Annotated in this window: 17 protein-coding genes; 10 read left to right on the forward strand and 7 right to left on the reverse strand. The window is 45.8% G+C overall.

Annotation, left to right across the window (positions count from 1 at the left end; all coding sequences use genetic code 11):
- Position 1 precedes the first annotated feature (1 nt).
- Positions 2-124, reverse strand: a complete 123-nt coding sequence (locus tag AAE02nite_RS26825; protein ID WP_262713439.1) for a hypothetical protein — start codon at positions 122-124, stop codon at positions 2-4.
- A 57-nt stretch (positions 125-181) separates the two neighbouring features.
- On the opposite strand from AAE02nite_RS26825, the gene AAE02nite_RS02580 reads away from it, so the two are divergent.
- Positions 182-1495: an NCS2 family permease gene (locus AAE02nite_RS02580; RefSeq protein WP_146894884.1), complete on the forward strand. Its 1314-nt coding sequence runs from the start codon at positions 182-184 to the stop codon at positions 1493-1495.
- A 154-nt stretch (positions 1496-1649) separates the two neighbouring features.
- On the opposite strand, the gene AAE02nite_RS02585 is transcribed toward AAE02nite_RS02580, so the two are convergent.
- The 6 genes from AAE02nite_RS02585 to AAE02nite_RS02610 form a co-directional block, all read right to left on the reverse strand.
- Positions 1650-2912 (reverse strand): asparagine synthetase B, encoded by a 1263-nt coding sequence (locus tag AAE02nite_RS02585; protein ID WP_146894885.1) that lies wholly within the window; start codon positions 2910-2912, stop codon positions 1650-1652.
- Between the two features lie 195 nt (positions 2913-3107).
- A complete protein-coding gene (locus tag AAE02nite_RS02590; protein ID WP_146894886.1) occupies positions 3108-3851 on the reverse strand; it encodes a Mut7-C RNAse domain-containing protein in 744 nt (247 codons plus the stop codon).
- Between the two features lie 151 nt (positions 3852-4002).
- Positions 4003-4230 carry a hypothetical protein gene (locus AAE02nite_RS02595; protein WP_146894887.1) on the reverse strand — a complete coding sequence of 76 codons (228 nt, stop codon included), beginning with the start codon at positions 4228-4230 and terminating at the stop codon, positions 4003-4005.
- 142 nt (positions 4231-4372) lie between these two features.
- The gene (locus AAE02nite_RS02600; protein ID WP_146894888.1) at positions 4373-4870 is read right to left on the reverse strand and encodes an ankyrin repeat domain-containing protein; all 498 of its coding nucleotides are present in this window, start codon (positions 4868-4870) and stop codon (positions 4373-4375) included.
- A gap of 154 nt (positions 4871-5024) precedes the next feature.
- Complete coding sequence (locus AAE02nite_RS02605; protein WP_146894889.1) at positions 5025-6095, reverse strand: DUF4056 domain-containing protein; 1071 nt, start codon at positions 6093-6095, stop codon at positions 5025-5027.
- A gap of 276 nt (positions 6096-6371) precedes the next feature.
- Positions 6372-6806 (reverse strand): hypothetical protein, encoded by a 435-nt coding sequence (locus tag AAE02nite_RS02610; RefSeq protein WP_146894890.1) that lies wholly within the window; start codon positions 6804-6806, stop codon positions 6372-6374.
- A gap of 617 nt (positions 6807-7423) precedes the next feature.
- On the opposite strand from AAE02nite_RS02610, the gene AAE02nite_RS02615 reads away from it, so the two are divergent.
- The 9 genes from AAE02nite_RS02615 (at position 7424) to AAE02nite_RS02655 (ending at position 20437) form a co-directional block, all read left to right on the forward strand.
- Positions 7424-10570: a SusC/RagA family TonB-linked outer membrane protein gene (locus AAE02nite_RS02615; protein WP_146894891.1), complete on the forward strand. Its 3147-nt coding sequence runs from the start codon at positions 7424-7426 to the stop codon at positions 10568-10570.
- 26 nt (positions 10571-10596) lie between these two features.
- Complete coding sequence (locus tag AAE02nite_RS02620) at positions 10597-12141, forward strand: RagB/SusD family nutrient uptake outer membrane protein (protein ID WP_146894892.1); 1545 nt, start codon at positions 10597-10599, stop codon at positions 12139-12141.
- A 156-nt stretch (positions 12142-12297) separates the two neighbouring features.
- Positions 12298-13383 carry a glycoside hydrolase family 43 protein gene (locus tag AAE02nite_RS02625; protein ID WP_146894893.1) on the forward strand — a complete coding sequence of 362 codons (1086 nt, stop codon included), beginning with the start codon at positions 12298-12300 and terminating at the stop codon, positions 13381-13383.
- 588 nt (positions 13384-13971) lie between these two features.
- Entirely contained in the window at positions 13972-15828 is a 1857-nt protein-coding gene (locus AAE02nite_RS02630; protein ID WP_146894894.1) for a glycoside hydrolase family 2 protein, read from the forward strand.
- Positions 15829-15983: 155 nt separating this feature from the next.
- Positions 15984-16898: a DUF5996 family protein gene (locus AAE02nite_RS26635; protein ID WP_146894895.1), complete on the forward strand. Its 915-nt coding sequence runs from the start codon at positions 15984-15986 to the stop codon at positions 16896-16898.
- A gap of 27 nt (positions 16899-16925) precedes the next feature.
- Positions 16926-17546: an HAD family hydrolase gene (locus tag AAE02nite_RS02640; RefSeq protein ID WP_146894896.1), complete on the forward strand. Its 621-nt coding sequence runs from the start codon at positions 16926-16928 to the stop codon at positions 17544-17546.
- Positions 17547-17621: 75 nt separating this feature from the next.
- Positions 17622-17915, forward strand: a complete 294-nt coding sequence (locus AAE02nite_RS02645) for a nucleotidyltransferase family protein (protein ID WP_146894897.1) — start codon at positions 17622-17624, stop codon at positions 17913-17915.
- Positions 17916-17979: 64 nt separating this feature from the next.
- Positions 17980-18276, forward strand: coding sequence for a HepT-like ribonuclease domain-containing protein (locus tag AAE02nite_RS26995; protein WP_170252507.1), 297 nt, complete (start codon positions 17980-17982; stop codon positions 18274-18276).
- 97 nt (positions 18277-18373) lie between these two features.
- A complete protein-coding gene (locus tag AAE02nite_RS02655; RefSeq protein WP_218033433.1) occupies positions 18374-20437 on the forward strand; it encodes a hypothetical protein in 2064 nt (687 codons plus the stop codon).
- Positions 20438-20440: the final 3 nt, after the last annotated feature.

A 20440-nucleotide genomic window follows, 5' to 3' on the forward strand; every position in this document is an offset into this window, starting at 1 on the left:
CTTAAGCTATTTTAAAATATGCATCGTCTTGGGCTTTGGTCCGGCGGTGCATTTTCTTTTTATCAGTAATAATTTTAGATTTTGTGGTGTTCCGGAGTAGTTTAGTTATTTGCCTTAATTTCATTTTGAGCCGTACTATTACCTATCAAATATTAAACTAGCAAGTTTAACGCCGCGCTGTATGCAATCTTACTTTAAATTAAAAGAAAACGGTACCGATGTTTATACCGAAGTAATTGCGGGTATTTCTTCGTTTCTGGCAACTGCCTACATTATTGTGGTTAACCCTAATATTCTGAGTCAGGCCGGGTTACCTTTCGATGGCGCCTTAACGGCAACGGTTATCGTATGCTTTTTTAGTAGCCTGATGATGGGATTGTACGCCCGTAACCCGATTCTGGTAGCGCCGGGTATGGGATTGAACGCCTTCTTTACTTTTTCGGCAGTTCTGGGGATGCAGGTGCCATGGCCCGTGGCCTTGGGTGCCGTATTCTGGTCCGGCATCGTATTTCTGCTGCTTTCCGCTTTTAATATCCGCACCTATATTGTACGGGCAATTCCCCGACCCTTACGGTACGCAATTGCCGCCGGTATCGGGTTGTATATCACCCTCATCGGGTTTGTTAATGCTAAATTTATTGTGGCCAATCCGGCTACTATTATTGGCGTGAGCCCCTTAAACCCAGCATTGCTTACTTTTCTGGCGGGGCTGCTGGTTACGGCGGTTATGGTTACCAAAAACGTAAAGGGCGGCATATTATTGGGTATAATTTTTACAACATTGGCCGCTTACCCGCTGGGTCGGTGGTGGGCTACCGATAATGCCGCCGCCACGCTCGTAAACTTTAATGGCATTTTTGCGGCTCCGGATTTCAGCCTGTTGTTTCAGTTAGATTTAATCAATTCGCTGCAATGGGCGGTAGTACCGGTAATATTTGCTTTTGTTTTTACCGATATGTTCGATAGTCTTTCCACGTTGGTGGGTTTGGCCGAAGCCGCCAACTTACTGGACGAAAACGGCGAGCCCAAAAATGTAAAACGCGCTTTAATGACCGATGCTGTAGCTACCACCTTAGCTGGCTTGGTAGGTTCCAGCCCCGGCACCGCTTACATTGAGTCGGCGGTGGGGATTGAGGCGGGTGGGCGCACCGGGCTTACGGCGGTGGTAGGCGGCTTGTTATTTCTGCCTTTTTTGTTTTTAGCGCCGCTGCTATCGGTTATTCCGGCTATTGCCACCGCCCCGGCGCTGGTATTGGTGGGGGTATTTATGGTGCGACCGGTAATAAAGATTAATTGGCAACAACTTGACGAGGCCATTCCGGCTTTTCTGGCCATGGTTTTAATTCCGTTTACCTATTCCATCACCCAAGGCATTATCTGGGGCTTTTTATCCTGGACGGCTTTAAAATTAATAAACGGCAAATCCAAAGAAGTACCCTGGCCCCTACTGATTATTGATATTTTTTGTATTGCTGCTTTGTTTTTACACCGTTAACAGAGAACGGTTATTAGTGAACAATTAACAGCTAAAAAACACTATTAACCAGTAACAGATATTAAGCTTAAGAAATTTAATGTTAGCAAGTGTAACATGATGGTGTAAGCTTTTAATTATTTGCCTCCTGATAACTGTTTACTGCTAACTGTAATCAGGTTTTCTGCTTTTTCTTTTTGGCGGCGGGGAATAAAATATTATTTAAGATAAGGCGGTAGCCGGGCGAGTTGGGGTGCAGCGATAGGTCGGTGGGATAATCGCTGCCGCGGGGTTGATATGCTTCCGGGTCGTGGCCGCCGTAAAAGGTCCAGGTGCCTTTACCGGCGGTGCCGTTTATGTAACGCACCTCATTGGCGGCTTTGGTCTCGCCCATAATGGTTGCTTCTGATTTTACCTGGTCTTTCTTAAAAGCAGTAGTCTGGCCCATAAACCCTTTAATGGTTTTCTCGTGGTTTTGGGTGAGCATTGAGGGGATAGGGTCGTATTTAGCCGAAAATGTAAAGAGCGAAAAGAAGTCGTCCTCGCGCGAAATATTCCGTTCCCACCGCTGGTTATCAATGCTGGAGAAGCCCCTTTCGGAAGAATTTAGACTGATAATAAAATTCTTGAAAGCGAAAGTTTTATTGTAATCCAGTTTCTGTTGGGCCTGCGGGTCTATATCGTCCCCATCAAACACGGCATCCACAATATCTACGCCCTCCGCTGATAAAGCTATATCGTAGGTGTCGGTGGCCGAGCACATGGCAAACATAAATCCACCGCCGGCTACAAATTCTTTTATTTTTTTAGCTACTCCCAGTTTCATCTGCGATACTTTGGCAAAATTAAACTTCTGCGCTACCCGTTCGGCTTCCTGCTTTTCCATTTGCCGCTGGTTGTACCGGCCGCGGCCCATCGATTTACCATACTGTCCGGTAAAATCTTCGTGATGCAGGTGCAGCCAGTCGTATTTGAGTAATTTCTGGTCCAGTACTTCTTCATCGAACACCACGTCGTAGGGTATTTCGGCGTAGGTGAGCACTAGTGTAACGGCATCTTCGCCGGGAGAAGCAGTTTTAGGCGAGTACACGGCAACTTTGGGCATTTTCTCCAGTTTCATTACATCCATGTTCACCTCGGGGTTGCTTATCTGGGCCACAATAGCCTGGTACTGGGCATCCGAAATAACGGAGTAGCTAACGCCCCGCACCGATAGCTCATTTTCCATTTTGGGCGAGTGCACAAAAGCAAAGCTGCCCCCGCGGTAGTTTAGCAGCCAATCTACTTCCTGCTGGTTTTGCAATACCCAATAGGCTACACCGTAAGCTTTCAGGTGGTCTTTCTGCGTTTCGTCCATGGGCACCAGAATTTCGGTGGCAGCGGCTTTATAAGCCAGTAAATATATAAAGGCAAAACTGAGGAGTAGTCGGTTACGCATAACGGAAAGCCTTTAACGCATTTAAACAAATATAATAAACTGAGTTATTTTAACCGTAAGCTGACGAAATATTATGGTATTAATTATTAAGTAATTATAACGAAATAAAGTCTTTTAGGTAGGTGTTTTGACATAAATTTATGGAAGTGTTTTCAGCTTGGTATCGCCTTCATTTAATTCTTTAGGTTAAAAGCATTAGGCCTTACTAATGTGGGTAACAAATTCCTGCATTCGCTCAAAATGTGAGCCTTGCCAGTAAACCCGCCGGCAATTGGGGCATTGATAAAACTGGTTGAAGAATAACCTGGTTTTAGGGGGCAAAAGCTCCCAAACCGATTCTTTGGTTACGGTGGTAAGTTCGCCATTGCATTCGAGGCAGCGGGTAAAAGGAGCTAGCTGCCTTTTAAGGTTAAAATATGCTAAAACTTCGGTCAGTTGTTCCTGGGTGTGTTGGGAGCGCAGCCAGTAGCCCCAGTTTATCTTTTTCTGTTTTAGCAAACCTACATCGCGGGTAAGTACCCGGCGATTATCCCGGGCAGCTATTTCGGCAATTTCTTTATCGGTATAATTATTCTGGTAACAGGTATTAAAGCCAAGCAGGCGCAGGCTTCTGGCCAGTTTGCCTAAATGTACATCCAGCACAAAGCCGTTGGCCGGCGCTAACTGGGCCTGTAAAGAATAGGTTTCGGCGTGAAGTAGCCGGTGCCACGCCGGGTAAACTTCTACTTGATCGTGCGGGTGCAGCGGCTGAAAAAAAACGACTGGCGTATTATTTATTAGGATTCTATCTACTTCGGGGTGGGGAATTCCAATGGCCTCGATTGCATCTTTTACCGCCGGCGCGCCACTGAAGTTGTACCGAATGCAGGTGTTTCTTTCGCGGGGCCGCAAAAAGTCGTTCAGATTACCGTAAAAAAGGAAATTCGCCCATTCGGTCATCGGGTAAACGTTGGCTTGCCACTTGGTGAGCGTACGTAAATAAAAACGGAAAAGAGAGGTTAGCTATTTTGGGTTGAAGAATAAATTCTTCGTCAGAGGGCAGTATTATTTTACAGTAACTGCCTTCTGACAAAAAAAGAAAAAGCTCAAATCAGCCGCCGCCTACTTTTTCCTGGTCGGGGTGCTCGTTATAGCTGGTCATGTCTTCTTTCTTGGTATCGCTTTGCGGCCTGAGTTCGGAGCCTTCAGTTTGGGTATCAGCAGAACCGGTTGAGGTATTGGTGCCTTGGTTTTCATTATTTTCTTCGCCTTCGGTTACTTTTGCACCTTCGGTGGTAATATTTTGAGCTGGTTTATTTTCTTCTCTTTCTGGTTGCATAATCTGTTTATTTAAAATCTTAGAATAACTCAGTTTGAATTTCTACTTTATTATAAGTTAAAACCCGCCGGAATGTTTTGGTAGACCAGCATAAACTACCAGTATCCGCCGCAAAGCGTAACGCACCCTATTAGGAAAGATGTTATTCTACGGGGTATTCCTTCAGCAACAGAAAGGCTTCTTCGTTGCCCTGTTGGGCAGCCAGGTCCAGAGCGGTTAGGCCACGTTGGTCGCGGAGGGTCGTATTGGCGCCGGCTTCCAGTACTAGCTTTACCATTTGGTTGCGGCCAAACAAAGTAGCAAACATCAGGGCGGTGCCACCGCTGCCGTTCTGTAAATTTAAATCAGCTCCGTGGGCCAACAACAGGTTGCCAATTTCGGGGTAGCCCTTAAAGCAAACGCCCATTAAAGCGGTATTACCGCTGTAATCCTGAATATTTACGTCTGCGCCGGCTTTTAACAAGAGCTCGGTTGCTTCTAAATGACCGTCGTAAGAGGCAATAATCATGGGAGTAAATCCGCGGCCATCCCGGCAGTTAACGTCTACTCCACTTTGTATCAATTCCTGTAGGTAAGGTAAATCGCCTTTGCGGGCCGCATCAAAAAGTAAGTCTTCGGGGCGGGAGGAATAAAAAGACATAGTACGTTGGGTTTAGGTTTAGGGGATTGTTTAGCCCAAAGTACGGTAAAAGTCCCAAACAGATTTCATAATTTCGGTTGCTTTTGCAACGGGTTGCCTTAAATAAAAAAAGTCCTTCAGAATGCTGTTCTGAAGGACTTTTCACTGTTTATAATTAATTGCGATAATACCACCCGGGCATGGTGTATTGGATTTGCGCATGTTGCCATTCTTTGGCTACTTGCTCCAGCAGCAACTGAAAATCGTGTTGGGTAACTACGCGGCGCACTTGGGCCGGAAATATTTCGCGGAGCGGAAATTTATAATTAGGTTTAATTACCAATTGGTATAAATCGGCAAGCGCCAAACCAGTGTGGGTGTTTTCGGGAACGGTTAAAACATAGTTATCCGGATTTTCGGCATCCGGGCCGGGTACCAGTAAGGGACGCACCTGCGAGTAAACATCTAATTGCCGTTGCAGCATTATTTTGGGGCTCGGTAATTTCTTTTCGCGGGTCCACCAGATATTTCGTACCTGTTCCATAGCCACATAAGTGTCGGCTTCGGTGGGTACTGCTTCCAGTCTTTCAAACATCCGGTCGATTAGTTGGGTCATGGCTTCCTCGTAAGGTAAACTGCTTTGCAGGGCTTCCATCCCAAGGGTTACCCCCAACAGGTTAGAATAAGCATCTTCCACCGAAAAGCTCGAAAAACGTTCGGTTACCAGCGGAATAGAAGAAGCGCCGAACCAAGTTGCAATTTCGTGCCACACCGATAAATCGTAGGCAATGCGGCCGGCCAGCAAAATAGCGTCGGTGCTGTCCAAGTTGGCAGGTACGCACAAGTTCAGGGTCCGGATGCCGCCTTCGGCCCCCAGGCGTTGCACCAACGTTTCTTTGCCTTGCGTTTGCCTGATTAAATTGTATAAATAAGCGGTCCAGTCGGCCTGATCGCGTAGATGCCCCAGGTCTATAAAGCCCCCGTGTTTGGTATATATAATACCGTTGCCTTCCTTTTCGCTACCTAAATATTTATGCGCGCCCAACTTGTCAAGGCTGCTGATATGGGTAATTTTTTTAGTAGGAATAGCCGCTACTTTCAGGTCGGAGCCAAAAGAGCAGCAAGTCCGGATAATGCGGGGCGGCGGCGACTGTATTTCTTTAGATGGTAAATCCAAAGGTTTGCTGTAAAGCGGAAAGAAATAACCCGAAAGAAAACTCAGGAAGAATAGCTGCAATAATTTCATTAGTCCTTAAAAAATTATACAAATATACAGGGTAAAATCTGTAAAATAAGAGGAGAATTATTCAGTAGCAGATTTATCTGGTTCAATAACAGATTTATCCGGTTAAAAGCAGATAGGCAATATTTTTACCGGCCTGGAGAGCGTTAGTTCCGGCGCATTGGAGCGTAATATTAAATTAATTAAGCGTTAGAAAAGACTTGGAAAACCTAAGTAGCAAGTGCTGTAAAAGAAATAGTTTAAGGGCTAAACCAGCAGCCAAACGCCTTAGGATCGGGTTTATTCATCTGCGACTATAAATTCTTGCTGGCATTTTTTCAACCAAACCAGGGCTTGCTCCCGTGTGGGGAAAATACAAACATCCAGATGCCGGCCAATTAAACTCATTTGCATCACTTCGCCAGCCTTTTCGCCAAAGGAATCCGGGGTCGCCACATGCGCCAGATACCGCACTCCTGCTTCCATGGCTTGGGGTAACCATTCTTTTTCCAGCCACGCCACTGAGTCGTTCCAGGGGCCAGTAAAGTGAGTGTTATCGTTAAGCTTAAAAGGGCACTTTACCGCCTGCGTTAATTCCAAACCCAGCGCACAGGCCTTTTTTAAATCGTTTTTAGAAGCATAGCCCTGCCACAACGTATCAATAATGTTTAATTCCGGATTATATCTAATAAGGTAAAAGGTCCGGTTAAAAGCATTTTTTGCTTCTTTGTGCATAGCTGTAATTTATAAAAAGGCAGTTTTACCTTCAAAACCTGAAAAGGTAACAAAAGTTAACGTAAACTAAATATTATTTTACAGCTGCTTGTTAAATGCTTTCCCAAAGCAATTTGGTTTGTAAAGGTAATAACAGGGTGCTATTTACGAATAATATATTTGAATGAAGCCAACCCACGAAAGCAGAATTTGTAATAGCCGTGCCCGCTTTACAATAACCTGACCAATAATTTATATAGTTTTTACTGCTGCATTTTACCGGTAAAAGTGCGTTCCGGTTAAGTTTAATCAGACCCAACCAGCACACCTGTCTAACCAATTTTCTCAGAGTTTTGAACCCGCCATTACTGGATAATTAGCAGAAAATAGACCAGAAATTTAAAAGTGTAATAAGACGTAACAAATTGACCTCTGCCAATGTAGAGTATAAATATTATTATGACAATATGCGGTTTAATAATATTAAAATATTAAATATTTATTATGTGATATAGATAGTACTCCTAACTGCTTTCGTCCGGGTGGCAACTTTAAAATGGCACTATATACAGGTTGCTGCCTTTAAACATCAAAATATTCTACCCCGCCTAATTAATCTTAAACTTAAATTTTTTTGTATGATCAATTTTACCCTAAAACACAATTTTCCGGCCGAAATAGACCTGTGGAAGTTGTTCCGGCTCAAACATTACTTTTCTTTTTTATTAATTGCCTTATTGGTAAATATGGCCAATTTTGAAGCTTTTGGTCAGGCAACCGTTGCCGGCCGGGTTGTTACCAATAAAAATGAGGCATTGCCTGGTGTAACCGTATTGGTAAAAGGCACCAGCACCGGCACCACCACCGATCCTTCGGGTAATTATGCTATTACGCTGCCAACCGGACAGGAAAATGGCGCTTTAATATTTTCTTTTATTGGCTACACAACCCAGGAAGTGCCGGTAAATAACCGGACTACTATTAACGTAACTTTAGTTGATGATGCCCAGGCCCTGCAGGAAGTAGTGGTAATTGGTTACCAAACCGTTCGAAAGCAGGATTTAACCGGGGCGGCTTCGGTTATTACCCCGGAAGCGGCGCAGAAAGTAACCGCTAACTCCATAGCCGAATCTATTCAGGGATTGGCGCCAGGCGTAACGGTCCGGAATACCGGTAGGCCGGGAGCCGGTGCAGCCGTGGATATTCGGGGGGTAGCCAGCTTTACCAACACCAACCCGCTCTATGTGATTGACGGCATGATTGCCGATGCTTCGCCTACCCTGAACAACGATGATATTGAATCAATCCAAATATTGAAAGATGCTTCGGCGGCAGCTATTTACGGCTCCCGGGCGGGTAACGGCGTAATTATTATTACTACTAAAAAAGGAAAAGAAGGTCCCGCAAGAATAGGGGTATCGGTTAAGCAGGGCGTGCAGCAATTGCCAAAATTATGGGATGTGATGAATTCGGAAGAATTTGCCGCCACCCAGCGCCAGCAATATATTAACTCGGGCGCTACGCCGCCGGCCAGTGTGGCGCTTACGCCTATTACGGGTCCCGGTGCTGTACGGCATTATACTGTTACCGATACCGACTGGCAAGACGAAATTACCCAACTCGGTACCTTGTCGGATTACAACCTGACTTTATCGGGTGGCGGACAAGCGGGTAATTATTTAATATCAGGCTCTTATTTCACCAACGAGGGCGTGGTAACCGGCAATTCATTCGATCGGGCCAGCGTGCGCATCAATACCCAGGGCACCAAAGGCCGGATTACTTTCGGCGAAAATCTGGTGTTGAGCCACGCCTGGGAAGAAAGACCCTTACTGGTAAACCCCTTCTACGATATGCCCCAGTTGCTGCCGGTTATTCCGGTGAGAGATCCCAGTTTAGTGGGGCCTGGCAACCCCGGTGGTTGGGGCCTCGGCGACCCGGTTACGGCCCCGGTTTACGCCTGGAATTATATTGCCATGACCAATTTATTTAATACCACGCATAAATATTCCAGAGCAGTTGGTAATGCTTACGCCGATGTGAAAATATTTGACTGGTTGACGTATCGGTTTAATACCGGTCTGGACGCAGGCTTTGATTTTCACCAGAACATCCGGACACTAGGCAACTGGGTATTGGGGCAGGCTTTTGAGCCCACTCATATTTACCAGGATCGGCAGGAATTTCATACGGTATTGTTAGAAAATACGGTTAATTTTAACAAAACTTTAGGTGTTCATAACCTAAACGGGGTAGTGGGTTACACGCAGCAACGCACCCGCCGCGACCGCATGGAAGCCCGGCGCAACGACCTCCAGAGTTTCGGCGGCCAGGATTTAACCACTATTAGTTCGGCAATTGGGGACCAGACTTCGGAAGGTCGGGTAATGGAAGATTATCATATTTACGGTACCCTGGGTCGGATAAATTATACCTACAACGATAGATATTTGCTAACCCTGACCGGCCGGTACGACCAGGATTCCCGGTTTGGCCCGGATAACCGGAGCAAATTTTTCCCATCCATCGCTTTGGGTTGGCGCCTAAGCCAGGAAAGTTTCCTGAAAAATTATGATTGGATATCTGACCTGAAATTACGGGCTTCTTACGGCCAGTTGGGTATTGCCACGGTAGGTTCCTGGGATTATATCGGCGTAATAAATAATAACCCCCGGGTAGTTTTTGGGGCCGATAACCAAACCATAGCCGTTGGGGCTTACCAGGCCAGCTTAACCAACCCGGATTTACGCTGGGAAATCCGCACTTCCCGCAATATTGGGTTAGATGGTACCTTCCTGAATAACCGGGTTTTAGTAACCGCCGAATATTATAATTCCTTATCCGAAGACGTTCTGGTGCGACTGCCTATTCCATTTTATACCGGTAACCTCGGCGGCGATCCTTTTGTAAATGCCGCCTCTATCCGCAACCGGGGCGTAGAGTTCTCGGCTACTTACCGCAGTTCCGATAATCCGTTTAAGTGGGATATATCGGCCAACTTTACCACCATTAAAAACGAGGTAGAGGATGTAGGTAACCGGGGCGAAGGCATTAATTACCTGGTAGCTGGTAACACGCGTTCCCAAATTGGCCGGGGCATCGGCGAGTGGTACGTAGTAAAAACCAACGGTATTTTCCAGACCGAAGAAGAAGTACTAAATCATAAAAACTCAGCCGGCCAGGTTATTCAACCCTTCTCCAAGCCCGGCGATATCCGGTTCGTAGATTTAAACGACGATGGACAGATTAACGACGATGACCGTACTTTTGCCGGTTCTCCCTGGCCTACTCTGCAAACCGGTGCCCAGTTTAATGCGGCTTACGGCGGCTTTAATTTTAATCTGCAGTTAATAGGCGTATTTGGGCAAACCGTTTACAACGATGTTAGAAGAATTCTGGACTCTTATGTAAACACCAATTTCCGGCGCGATATTAACCCCTGGACCCCTGAAAACCGGAATACCAGCGATCCGCGGTTGGGCCGTAATACCGACCCCGGCATAGATTTTAATAACCGGGGCGCCAGCGACCGGTGGCTGGAGAAAGCGTCTTATGTGCGGGTACGTAACGTAGAAATTGGTTATAACCTGCCCGCCACTTTCTTAAGCCGGTTGCATACCAATAATGCCCGCCTATTTATCAGTGGCCAGAACTTACTAACCTTTACCGATTATTCCGGCTTAGACCCGGATGTTACCGGTAATGGCATTCTGGAGCGGGGCGTAGATGCCGGTAGCTGGCCGGCCAGCCGGGTTTATTCAATTGGGCTAAATTTTGAGTTCTAGGACTTCATTAACAAAGGATTTTCTTTATGAAAAAGATAATATATTTTTTACTCGCAGCCGGTTTGTTTATTAGCAGTTGTAAACAAGAGCTGGATATAAATAATCCGAATGCCCCCACCACTACTGTTTTCTGGAAAACAGCTACCGATGCGCAGCAAGGGGTTAATGCTGTTTACAGTACCTTACACCGCGATAGAATGGTGCTGTGGCAATGGTTTTACTTAACGGTACGCTCCGATGAAGCCTTTAGCGTGAGCCCCGATATAGCTATTCCGAACAACATGGATAAGTTTTTGATCACCAATTATAATTTTGACAGGTCGAATCTTATTTACGGAGATAATTATGTGGGTATTTTCAGGGCCAACCAGGTGCTGGAAAATGTACCAAATATTCAGATGGATGAAGCCTTAAAAGCCCGTTATTTGGGAGAAGCTAAGTTTTTACGGGCATTCTTTTATTATAATTTGGCCAGCCTGTACGGCAATGTACCACTTATTTTAACGCCTTCTAAATCTACAGATTTGCCACCCAATGCAACCCGGGCCCAGGTTTGGGAGCAGGCAGCCAAAGACCTGACTGAAGCCGCCGCCGCGCTACCCGTCCGGTACTCCGGCACCGATGTGGGGCGTATTACAAAAGGTGCGGCTAATGCTTTACTGGCCAAAGTATATATGCAGCAAAGGCAATGGGATAAGGCTTTGGCTCCTCTGCAATATTTAGTAGAAGGTGAAGGAAAATCGGTGTATAATTTAGTGCCGAACTACCGCGATAATTTTTTAAGTACCACCGAGAATAATGCCGAATCGGTATTTGAATGGCAGTTAGCAACCAATCTTTCTGAATTTACGCCCGAAGATACCCAAACCCCCAACCAAAACTACGGCTCTCCGCTGGCTCAATTTCTGGCGCCCTTAAACGTTGGCTTCTCCGATGCCGAAATACACCGCTGGGTGGTGAATGAGTTTCATAAAGATAAAACTACTACGGGTGCCCGCGATCCGCGATTAGCTGCTTCTTTTCTTTATGACTCTACCGATGTGCGCGGCCCGGGATTTACGCAGATTTACGGCCAGACCTTTGCCCAACGTTACGGCCTGACCGGTGGTAACCGCAACCGGGTTTGGTTACGAAAATTTTCGAACGATGCGGAGCCCGGCCGTACCGGCGAAGGTTTCCGTTCGGCGAATAATTACCGGTTTATCCGCTACGCCGATGTGTTGCTGATGTACGCCGAAACCCTGAACGAGCTTAACCGCACCGCTGATGCCGTACCGCATGTAAACCGGGTAAGACAGCGGGCTGGCCTGGCGCCACTGCCGGCTAACCTAAGCCAGGCGCAGTTCCGCAACCAAATAATGCACGAGCGGGTAACCGAGTTAGCCGGCGAAGGCCACCGCTGGAACGATTTGGACCGTTGGGGATATTTTGAGAGTCAGGACAAAATAAATGAACTCATTCAGCGCGATCCGGCTTTCTCGACCTTTAGGCTGGACCGGCACCGGTTACTGCCGCTACCACAACGCGATGTGGATATTAATCCGAATCTGAATCAGAATCCGAATTATTAAAAGTAAAAACGAGGGATCCGGTGGAAATATTTACTGCCAGAACCCTCAGTTTTTATTAGCTAATATTTAAGCAGCAGGTGAATGGTTGGTTAATAATTTTACAATTAGTCAACACAAAGAAACTTTACCTAAAGCACCATCATAAAACCTGGTATAATGCGCACCAATCTTTTTCGGAATATATTTTATTCTTTTTGCTGGCTGTTTTTGGTTTTTACAATTAGCTGCCAGAAAGAAAAAGGAACAGACCTTAGGAAGCCTCCCGGTACCGGACCTGATCCGAACACCGAAACTAACTTTACCAACCCTATATTGTCCAGCGGTCCCGACCCGTGGGTAATTAAACAAGGTGAATATTACTATTATACCCACACCTTAGGTAACCGCATCGGGCTGGCTAAAACAAAAGCCGTATCGCGGTTAAGCCAATCGCCGCTGAATACGGTTTGGACTCCACCTGCGGGCACCAGTTATTCTACCAACCTCTGGGCGCCCGAACTGCATTTTATAAACGGTAAGTGGTATATCTATTTTGCCGCCGACGATACCCGCGACATCAACCACCGCCTATACGTGCTGGAAAACACGGCTGCCGACCCCACTACGGGCGAGTGGGTGTTTAAAGGCAAAATTGCTGATACTTCCGATAAATGGGCGATTGATGGTACTGTGCTGGAGTATAACGGACAACTATATTTCATCTGGTCGGGTTGGCGCGGCGAAAATGATCCCGGCATACAGCAATTGTATATTGCCCGCATGACTAATCCCTGGACCCTGGAAGGAACCCGGGCAATGTTATCGGAGCCAACTTACGCATGGGAGAAGAACGGGCTGGTAAACGAAGGCCCACAAATATTAAAGAATAGCAGTGGCCGGGTATTCCTGGTTTATTCGGCGAGCGGCTGCTGGACCGACGATTATGCGTTAGGCATGTTAACCTTAAAAGAAGGCGGTAATCCCTTAATTCCCGGGGACTGGACGAAAAGCCCCAATCCAGTATTTAAAACAAAACCTGCTAGCAATGCCTTTGGCCCCGGTCATAACAGCTTTTTTAAATCACCGGACGGCAAAGAAGACTGGCTGATTTACCACGCTAACTCCGTTGCGAAGCAAGGCTGCGGCGATACCCGTAACCCACGTATCCAACCCTTCACCTGGAATGCCGACGGCACACCCAATCTCGGCGAACCTGTGAGTACCGGTTCTCCCATTCCCCGGCCATCCGGTGAAGTTCAATAAGGTTATAAATATTTATATTGGCAGAGAGATAAATTTCTACTATGCTTACAATCCTCCCCCTACCCCCTCTAAAGGGGGACTATTCATGGTCCTTGTTTAATATTGTATTTTACCCAAGTAGATGTTATGGCTTAACACTTATTTTAGCTTAAGTCGGAAGAGACAACAGCTACGAAGCAACCTACATCAGTTTGGGCGATGAGGGCCTTTCAGGTTTCCGGTGCCGAGGTACGAGGCATTCCGACGAAGGAGGAAAGGAAAGATGAGCAGCCCGAATGACCAAACGGGGCCCCGCGGCCTGGAGCAAACTTAGACTTATGAATTCAGTTAGCACCTACGCCTTGAAAGATGGAATCTTTCAAAAGACAAAGCCTACGCACAGCCTTTTCATTTCTCTTACCCCTTTAACCACCTAAAATTTACAGCATCATTATATTGCCTGAATAAAAGTTATTGGTTATAAGAATTTTACTTTCTTTCCGCTTCTGGTTCTATTCCAAAACAGCAGGAGTTTTTTATTTATAGATTATTAGACTAACTTTTGCGCCAGTAAGCAATCCACCAAGAATATTTAAATTTTTAACCAACATGAAGAAAGCTTATCTTCTTTTACTCCTCGGCTTGTGGCTGCAAACCGGTTTGGTACAAGCACAGCGCACCGACTGGAAAATAGTAACGGGCAAAATAACCTCGCCTTGGGCCGAAAAAGTAAACCCTGCTAAACCATTACCCGAATATCCGCGCCCCCAAATGGTGCGCGAAAACTGGCTTAACCTGAACGGTTTGTGGGATTACGCCTTACAGCCCAGAACACAGCAGGATAATGCTCCAAACGCATTCGCCGGCAAAATATTGGTGCCCTTTCCGGTAGAATCGGCTTTGTCGGGGGTAGGTAAAACGGCCGGGCAGGAAAACGTATTATGGTACCGCAAATCCGTAACCATTCCGGCTAAACTCCGCAAGCAAAACGTATTGCTGCACTTTGGCGCCGTAGACTGGCTGGCCGATGTATTTGTAAACGGACAGAAAGTAGGTACGCACCAGGGCGGCTACGACCCCTTCTCTTTTGATATTACCAGCGCCCTGAAAGGCAGCGGTGCCCAGGAAATAACCGTACGAGTTTGGGACCCCACCAACGATGGTCCGCAGCCCCGGGGCAAGCAAGTTAAGAAGCCGGAATCTATCTGGTACACTCCCGTAACCGGCATCTGGCAAACGGTTTGGCTCGAAGCGGTACCCAAAACCTACATTGCCGCCACCAAGCAAACGCCTGATATTGACCAGCAAAATCTTACCGTAACGGCCAAAGTGCAAAACTTGGGTACCAACGATCGGTTAAGAATATCGGCCTGGAGCGGTAAAAACAAGATATCGGAAAAAGAAGTAGCCGCTAACGCCGAAGCGGTGTTGCCAGTGAACGATCCTAAACTGTGGTCGCCGGAGAACCCGTTTTTATACGATTTACGCGTAGCGCTGGTGCGCAACGGTAAAGTAGTAGACGAAGTAAAAAGCTATTTTGCCATGCGGAAAATCAGCATGGCACCCGATGCTGCCGGTGTGCAGCGGATGTTGCTGAACAATAAATTTGTATTCCAGTACGGCCCCTTAGACCAGGGCTGGTGGCCCGACGGCTTGTACACGGCCCCAACCGACGAAGCCTTGTTGTTCGACATCGAGAAAACAAAAGAAATGGGCTTTAACATGATTCGGAAACACGTGAAAGTAGAGCCGGCCCGCTGGTATTACCATTGCGATAAACTGGGTATGCTGGTGTGGCAAGATATGCCCAGCGGCGACATGGGCAACCGTTGGGAGCAGCGCCCGGGTATAATTGGCAAAGGCACCGAGAAAGACCGGACCCCCGAATCAGAAAAAATATTCCGGACCGAATGGCAGGCGATTATGGATGCTAACCATAATTTCCCTTCGATAGTGGTTTGGGTGCCGTTTAACGAAGCCTGGGGCCAGTTTAAAACCGAAGAAATTACCAACTGGACCATGAAACACGACCCATCGCGGTTGGTAAACAGCGCCAGTGGCGGTAATTTCCACCCGGTAGGCCATATTATAGATTTACACAATTACCCCGAACCCGTTATGCCGGCGCCCAGTTTGTTCGGAGCCAAGCAAATTATTGTACTCGGCGAATTTGGCGGCTTAGGTTTACCCGTTGAAGGCCACACCTGGCAAGACAAAAACAACTGGGGTTACCAGAATTTTAAAAGCGCTGATGATTTAATTAAACGGTACCGCCCTTTTATGGATACCATGACCGACTTGATTCGCCAGGGCTTATCGGCAGCCGTTTATACCCAAACCACCGACGTAGAAATAGAAACCAACGGCCTCATGACCTACGATCGCAAAATAATTAAAATACCTACCGCAGAATTAAAGCAAATGCATGCGAAGTTGTATAGCCCATCGTTGGTTACGCTGAAGTAAATCAGTGGCGTAGCTGTTATCAGAAAATATTAAAACAGAAACTACATTTAATGGGTTTTAAATATTCAAACCGATTTAAATGTAGTTTTTGTTTTAGTTGACTATTGAATTAAAACGTACCAGTATAAACGGGTTACCTGCTTAAACTTACAGCCATGGAAAAAGATTACTGGCCCGAATTATCGTTTGAAGAAGCAAAAGCAACTTACCAGACTATTCATCTGTGGACCCAGATAGCTGGTAAAATAAAATTAAGTAAAATGCCCTGGATTAACCATTCCTGGCATGTTACCTTATCTGTTTCTCCTTCGGGCCTAACCACCGGCAGTATACCCGACCAGCAGCAACATTTTCAGATTAACTTCGATTTTATTAAACATCAGTTACAAATTATTACCAGCAGCGGCGCAGAAAGAAGTTTTGCCCTTACTAATTTATCGGTTGCCGCCTGTTACCGAAATTTGCTGGGAGCTCTGCAGGAACTAGGCATCGAAGCTAATATTAATACGATGCCTAATGAACTGGTAGATCCAATTCCATTTCATCAGGATGAGCAGCATCATACTTACCAGCCTTTGCATGCGGCTAATTTACACGAGGCCTTATTACGCGCCAACGAAGTATTAAACCGGTTTCGAGCCGAATTTATTGGCAAGTGTAGTCCTGTTCATTTCTTCTGGGGTAGTTTTGATTTAGCTGTCTCCCGTTTTTCCGGCCGCAAAGCACCGGCGCATCCGGGCGGCGTGCCTAACCTGCCAGATTGGGTTGCCCGGGAAGCCTACTCCCATGAAGTAAGCAGCTGCGGTTTTTGGCCAGGCAACGAAGCTGTACCTTATGCCGCGTTTTACAGCTATATTTATCCGGAGCCGCCCGGCTACAAAAGCTTTCCAATCAAACCTTCATCCGGATTATATCATAAAAATTTGGGCGAATTTATTCTTCCGTATAAAGAAGTGCAGCAAGCTGTCAATCCCACCCAAACCTTATTAGATTTTCTGCAAAGCACCTACGAAGCGGCTGCCGAAACGGCAAACTGGGACCGGGAAAGTTTAGAAAAAACAAAGGAATAAAGTTTGCCGGATTAAAAATCAGAAAAGATGAAGAAGAAAGCCCTGATTTTAGATTTAGATAATACCATTTACCCTGTTTCGTCTATTGGCGAGGCATTATTTAAGTCATTATTCGAACTTATTAAGCAGAGTGGCGAATATTTCGGTGACTTTAAAGAAATCAAGCAGGAAATTATGCGGACGCCCTTTCAGAAAGTTGCTGCCGATTTTAAGTTTAGTAGCCAATTAACCGCAGCGGGCACCGAATTATTACAAGATCTGACTTATGATGAACCGATGTTTGCTTTTGAAGATTACACTGAGATTAAAAATATACCCTGTACAAAGTTTTTAGTTACTACCGGTTTTATTAAGCTGCAGCGAAGTAAAGTAGAACAACTCGGTATAGAAAAAGACTTTGCCGAAATTCATATCGTCGATCCCCGGACATCAAACAAAACGAAGAAAGATATTTTTCAGGATATATTAAACAGGTATAATTATAACCAGGCCGATGTACTGGTGGTAGGGGATGACCGGAATTCCGAAATAAAAGCAGCGACTGAATTAGGCATCGATACCGTGTTATACGACAAATTGAATTTCAATCCGGATATTACGTCGCCGAATAAAATATCTGATTTCAGGCAGCTCAAAGATTTTGTTTAATCAGGGTAGCATGAGGGTGATAATTTAATAGACGGTTGAGTAAAATAGTATTATCAGGATTTTAAAGTTCCTTATATGTTAACGGCGCAAGACTTAGAAAGAAAGTTGAAAGAAATTAGACCTTACCTGAGAGAAAGATTTCAGGTAAACGAAATTGGTTATTTTGGTTCATTCGCCGAGAATAAACAAACGGAAGAAAGTGATATAGATATTTTGGTTAATTTCTCTATAACTCCTGGATGGGAGTTCTTTACTTTGGAAGAATATTTAGAAAATACCTTTAACCGGAAGATTGATTTAGTAACAAAAGCAGCTCTGAGGAACCAGCTTAAAGAACGAATATTAAAACAGGTTAAGTACATTGACTAAGCAGCGCAGTTATATCTTATACTTGGAAGATATTCAAATTTCTATGATTCGCATCTAGGAGTACATTGCTAACCTTGATGTTAATTCGTTTAAGGAAGATTATAAAACTGTTGATGCGGTAATCAGAAACTTTGAGATTATTGGTGAAGCAACTAAAAATTTGCCTAAAGAAGTAAGAGGCAGGTATCCGGATACTCCCTGGGAAGAGATGTACAGATTGCGGAACAGAATAAGTCATGAATATTTTGGTATTGATTATCAAATTATATGGCGCATTGCTACAGATTATCTTCCTAAGAATTTAAAACAGATCAACAAAATATTAATCAAAGAACGAGCACGTACCCCTGATAATAACTAAAAGCAGATGACTAAAAGAGTGCTTATAAATGCAAATTGAGTTCAATAATTTTAATAATAGAGAGTTGCCAGCAAACTTGTTAAATATTTTCCCTTACATGATTAAAAACCAATTCCTTCGGCCAGTAAAAAACTGGCTTTTGTTATGCCTTTTCTTAACAGGTAATCTGCACCTGGCTGCCCAGGGGCTGGAGGCTGAACTCCAGAATAATCTCAGTTACCAATTATTAATAAAATCGCCGGGAAACCCGGCCGAAGTATTTAACTTGAAAGTTGCTGCGGGGCAAAACCAATTGCAGATTGATAAAAATATGCCGGTGCGCGTAAGCCGGGAAGTGCGTGCCGTGGATGGTGGTGCGGAGTTAAACTTAACGGTAGAAGCCTTGTCTGATACTTATTTTAGTTTGCAGGGTAAGTTTCAGGTGCAGGGATTTAACTATGATACTTCTTACACGTTTTTGCCGGGTTTCTGGTACCGCAAAAATTTGCGGTCGCCGGATAAAGCGCCTTCAGTAAGGGTTAGCAAAAACTGGATGGTGCGGGAAGACCGGTTAAGTGCGCCACTGGCCGGTATATTTGACCGGGAAAAACAAATGAGCTATTCGCTGGCCCGCCTGGACAAGGTAGATGAAATTGCCCTTGCGCCGCTGAACCAGGGCGAAGTAATATTAAGCGGCCGCACAGAACTGGGGGCCGTAGGATTTGGCGAAGAAAATGGGCAGCCTTACCTGGCTTTTGCCTACCCGTACCAGGAAGCGCCGCATACTTATTTTCGGAAACTTACTTTAGGACCGCCGGTAACCAGCTTCTTGTCCTTGAAAAAAGGGGAACGGGTTACGTTGCGCTACCGCCTGATGAAGTTTGCCGCCACCGATTACGCCGATTACATGCGGCAGATCTGGACCCGATCTTACGATTTGTATCAGCCCAAACCCGTAACAGAAAATAAATTTTCGGATACCGAGGTAAAAAATATTCTGGCCAAATTTTACAAGCAGTCGTTCGTAACGGCCGGTAACTTAAAAGGTTTTTCGGGAATTCATTTGCAAACGCATGTGGTAGAGAAAAAGCCGGTGCTGGAGGTTGGCTTTATTGGCCGGGTGCTGCTGAATGCTTTTAATGCTCTGGAATACGGCGAGCAGCACCAGGATCAGGAATTAAAGAACATAGCCTACGACGTAATGAACAGCTACGAGCAAAATGGCTTTGCCCCAACCGGGTTTTTCCGGGAGGTAGTGGATGCGGAGAAAAATACCGAAGCTACCACTTATTCTATCCGGCGGCAGTCGGAGGGTGTATACGCGGCTTTGCTCTACCTCGATTATGAAAAACAGAAAGGACGGCACCATAAAGTGTGGGAAGAGAAAATCCGGCGGTTACTGGATATTATGTTGCAGTTGCAGTCCCGGGACGGCAGCTTCCCGCGTAAGTTTAAAGGCGACCGGCAATTGGTTGACGCTACCGGCGGCAGTTCGCCTTCGGCGGTTCTACCCCTGGTAATGGGCTTTAAATATTTCGGCGATACCAATTACCTGAACGCGGCGCGGCAGGTGATTGATTACCAGGAACGGGAAATTATTTCTAAATCCGATTATTTTTCGTCTACCCTCGATGCGGACTGCGAAGACAAAGAAGCCTCGTTGTATGCGGCTACCGCACTTTATTACATGGCCATGGTAACCAAAGGCAAGGAGCAGGAACGCTACGTAAACTTAGCTCGTCAGGCGGCTTATTTTACGTTGTCGTGGTATTATCTCTGGGATGTGCCATTTGCGCCGGGTCAGATGCTCGGCGACGTGGGTTTAAAAAGTCGCGGCTGGGGCAACGTATCCGTAGAAAATAACCACATCGATGTTTTTATTTTCGAATTTGATGAGGTGCTGAAATGGCTGGCCCAGGAAACCAAAGAGCAGCGTTTTACCGATTTTGCCAACGTTATCCGAACATCGATGCGCGAACAATTATTGCCTTACCAGGGCCACATGGTAGGCATTGCCAAAGAAGGTTACTACCCCGAAGTGGTGCAGCACACGCAATGGGATTACGGCCATTTTGGTAAAGGCTTTTATAATTTACACTTCGCGCCCGGCTGGACCGTCGCTTCAATCTGGGAACTCCTCACCGATGAACGGGCTAAGACTTATTTAACCCGGAAGCGTTAAGCA

It is taken from the genome of Adhaeribacter aerolatus (assembly GCF_007991635.1).
GTDB lineage: Bacteria > Bacteroidota > Bacteroidia > Cytophagales > Hymenobacteraceae > Adhaeribacter > Adhaeribacter aerolatus.

Excerpts from the sequence above, each read along its gene's own strand:
- AAE02nite_RS26825 (WP_262713439.1), bottom strand. The coding sequence starts at position 124 with ATGAAATTAAGGCAAATAACTAAACTACTCCGGAACACCACAAAATCT.
- AAE02nite_RS02580 (WP_146894884.1), top strand. The coding sequence starts at position 182 with ATGCAATCTTACTTTAAATTAAAAGAAAACGGTACCGATGTTTATACC.
- AAE02nite_RS02585 (WP_146894885.1), bottom strand. The coding sequence starts at position 2,912 with ATGCGTAACCGACTACTCCTCAGTTTTGCCTTTATATATTTACTGGCT.
- AAE02nite_RS02590 (WP_146894886.1), bottom strand. The coding sequence starts at position 3,851 with ATGACCGAATGGGCGAATTTCCTTTTTTACGGTAATCTGAACGACTTT.
- AAE02nite_RS02595 (WP_146894887.1), bottom strand. The coding sequence starts at position 4,230 with ATGCAACCAGAAAGAGAAGAAAATAAACCAGCTCAAAATATTACCACC.
- AAE02nite_RS02600 (WP_146894888.1), bottom strand. The coding sequence starts at position 4,870 with ATGTCTTTTTATTCCTCCCGCCCCGAAGACTTACTTTTTGATGCGGCC.
- AAE02nite_RS02605 (WP_146894889.1), bottom strand. The coding sequence starts at position 6,095 with ATGAAATTATTGCAGCTATTCTTCCTGAGTTTTCTTTCGGGTTATTTC.
- AAE02nite_RS02610 (WP_146894890.1), bottom strand. The coding sequence starts at position 6,806 with ATGCACAAAGAAGCAAAAAATGCTTTTAACCGGACCTTTTACCTTATT.
- AAE02nite_RS02615 (WP_146894891.1), top strand. The coding sequence starts at position 7,424 with ATGATCAATTTTACCCTAAAACACAATTTTCCGGCCGAAATAGACCTG.
- AAE02nite_RS02620 (WP_146894892.1), top strand. The coding sequence starts at position 10,597 with ATGAAAAAGATAATATATTTTTTACTCGCAGCCGGTTTGTTTATTAGC.
- AAE02nite_RS02625 (WP_146894893.1), top strand. The coding sequence starts at position 12,298 with ATGCGCACCAATCTTTTTCGGAATATATTTTATTCTTTTTGCTGGCTG.
- AAE02nite_RS02630 (WP_146894894.1), top strand. The coding sequence starts at position 13,972 with ATGAAGAAAGCTTATCTTCTTTTACTCCTCGGCTTGTGGCTGCAAACC.
- AAE02nite_RS26635 (WP_146894895.1), top strand. The coding sequence starts at position 15,984 with ATGGAAAAAGATTACTGGCCCGAATTATCGTTTGAAGAAGCAAAAGCA.
- AAE02nite_RS02640 (WP_146894896.1), top strand. The coding sequence starts at position 16,926 with ATGAAGAAGAAAGCCCTGATTTTAGATTTAGATAATACCATTTACCCT.
- AAE02nite_RS02645 (WP_146894897.1), top strand. The coding sequence starts at position 17,622 with ATGTTAACGGCGCAAGACTTAGAAAGAAAGTTGAAAGAAATTAGACCT.
- AAE02nite_RS02655 (WP_218033433.1), top strand. The coding sequence starts at position 18,374 with ATGATTAAAAACCAATTCCTTCGGCCAGTAAAAAACTGGCTTTTGTTA.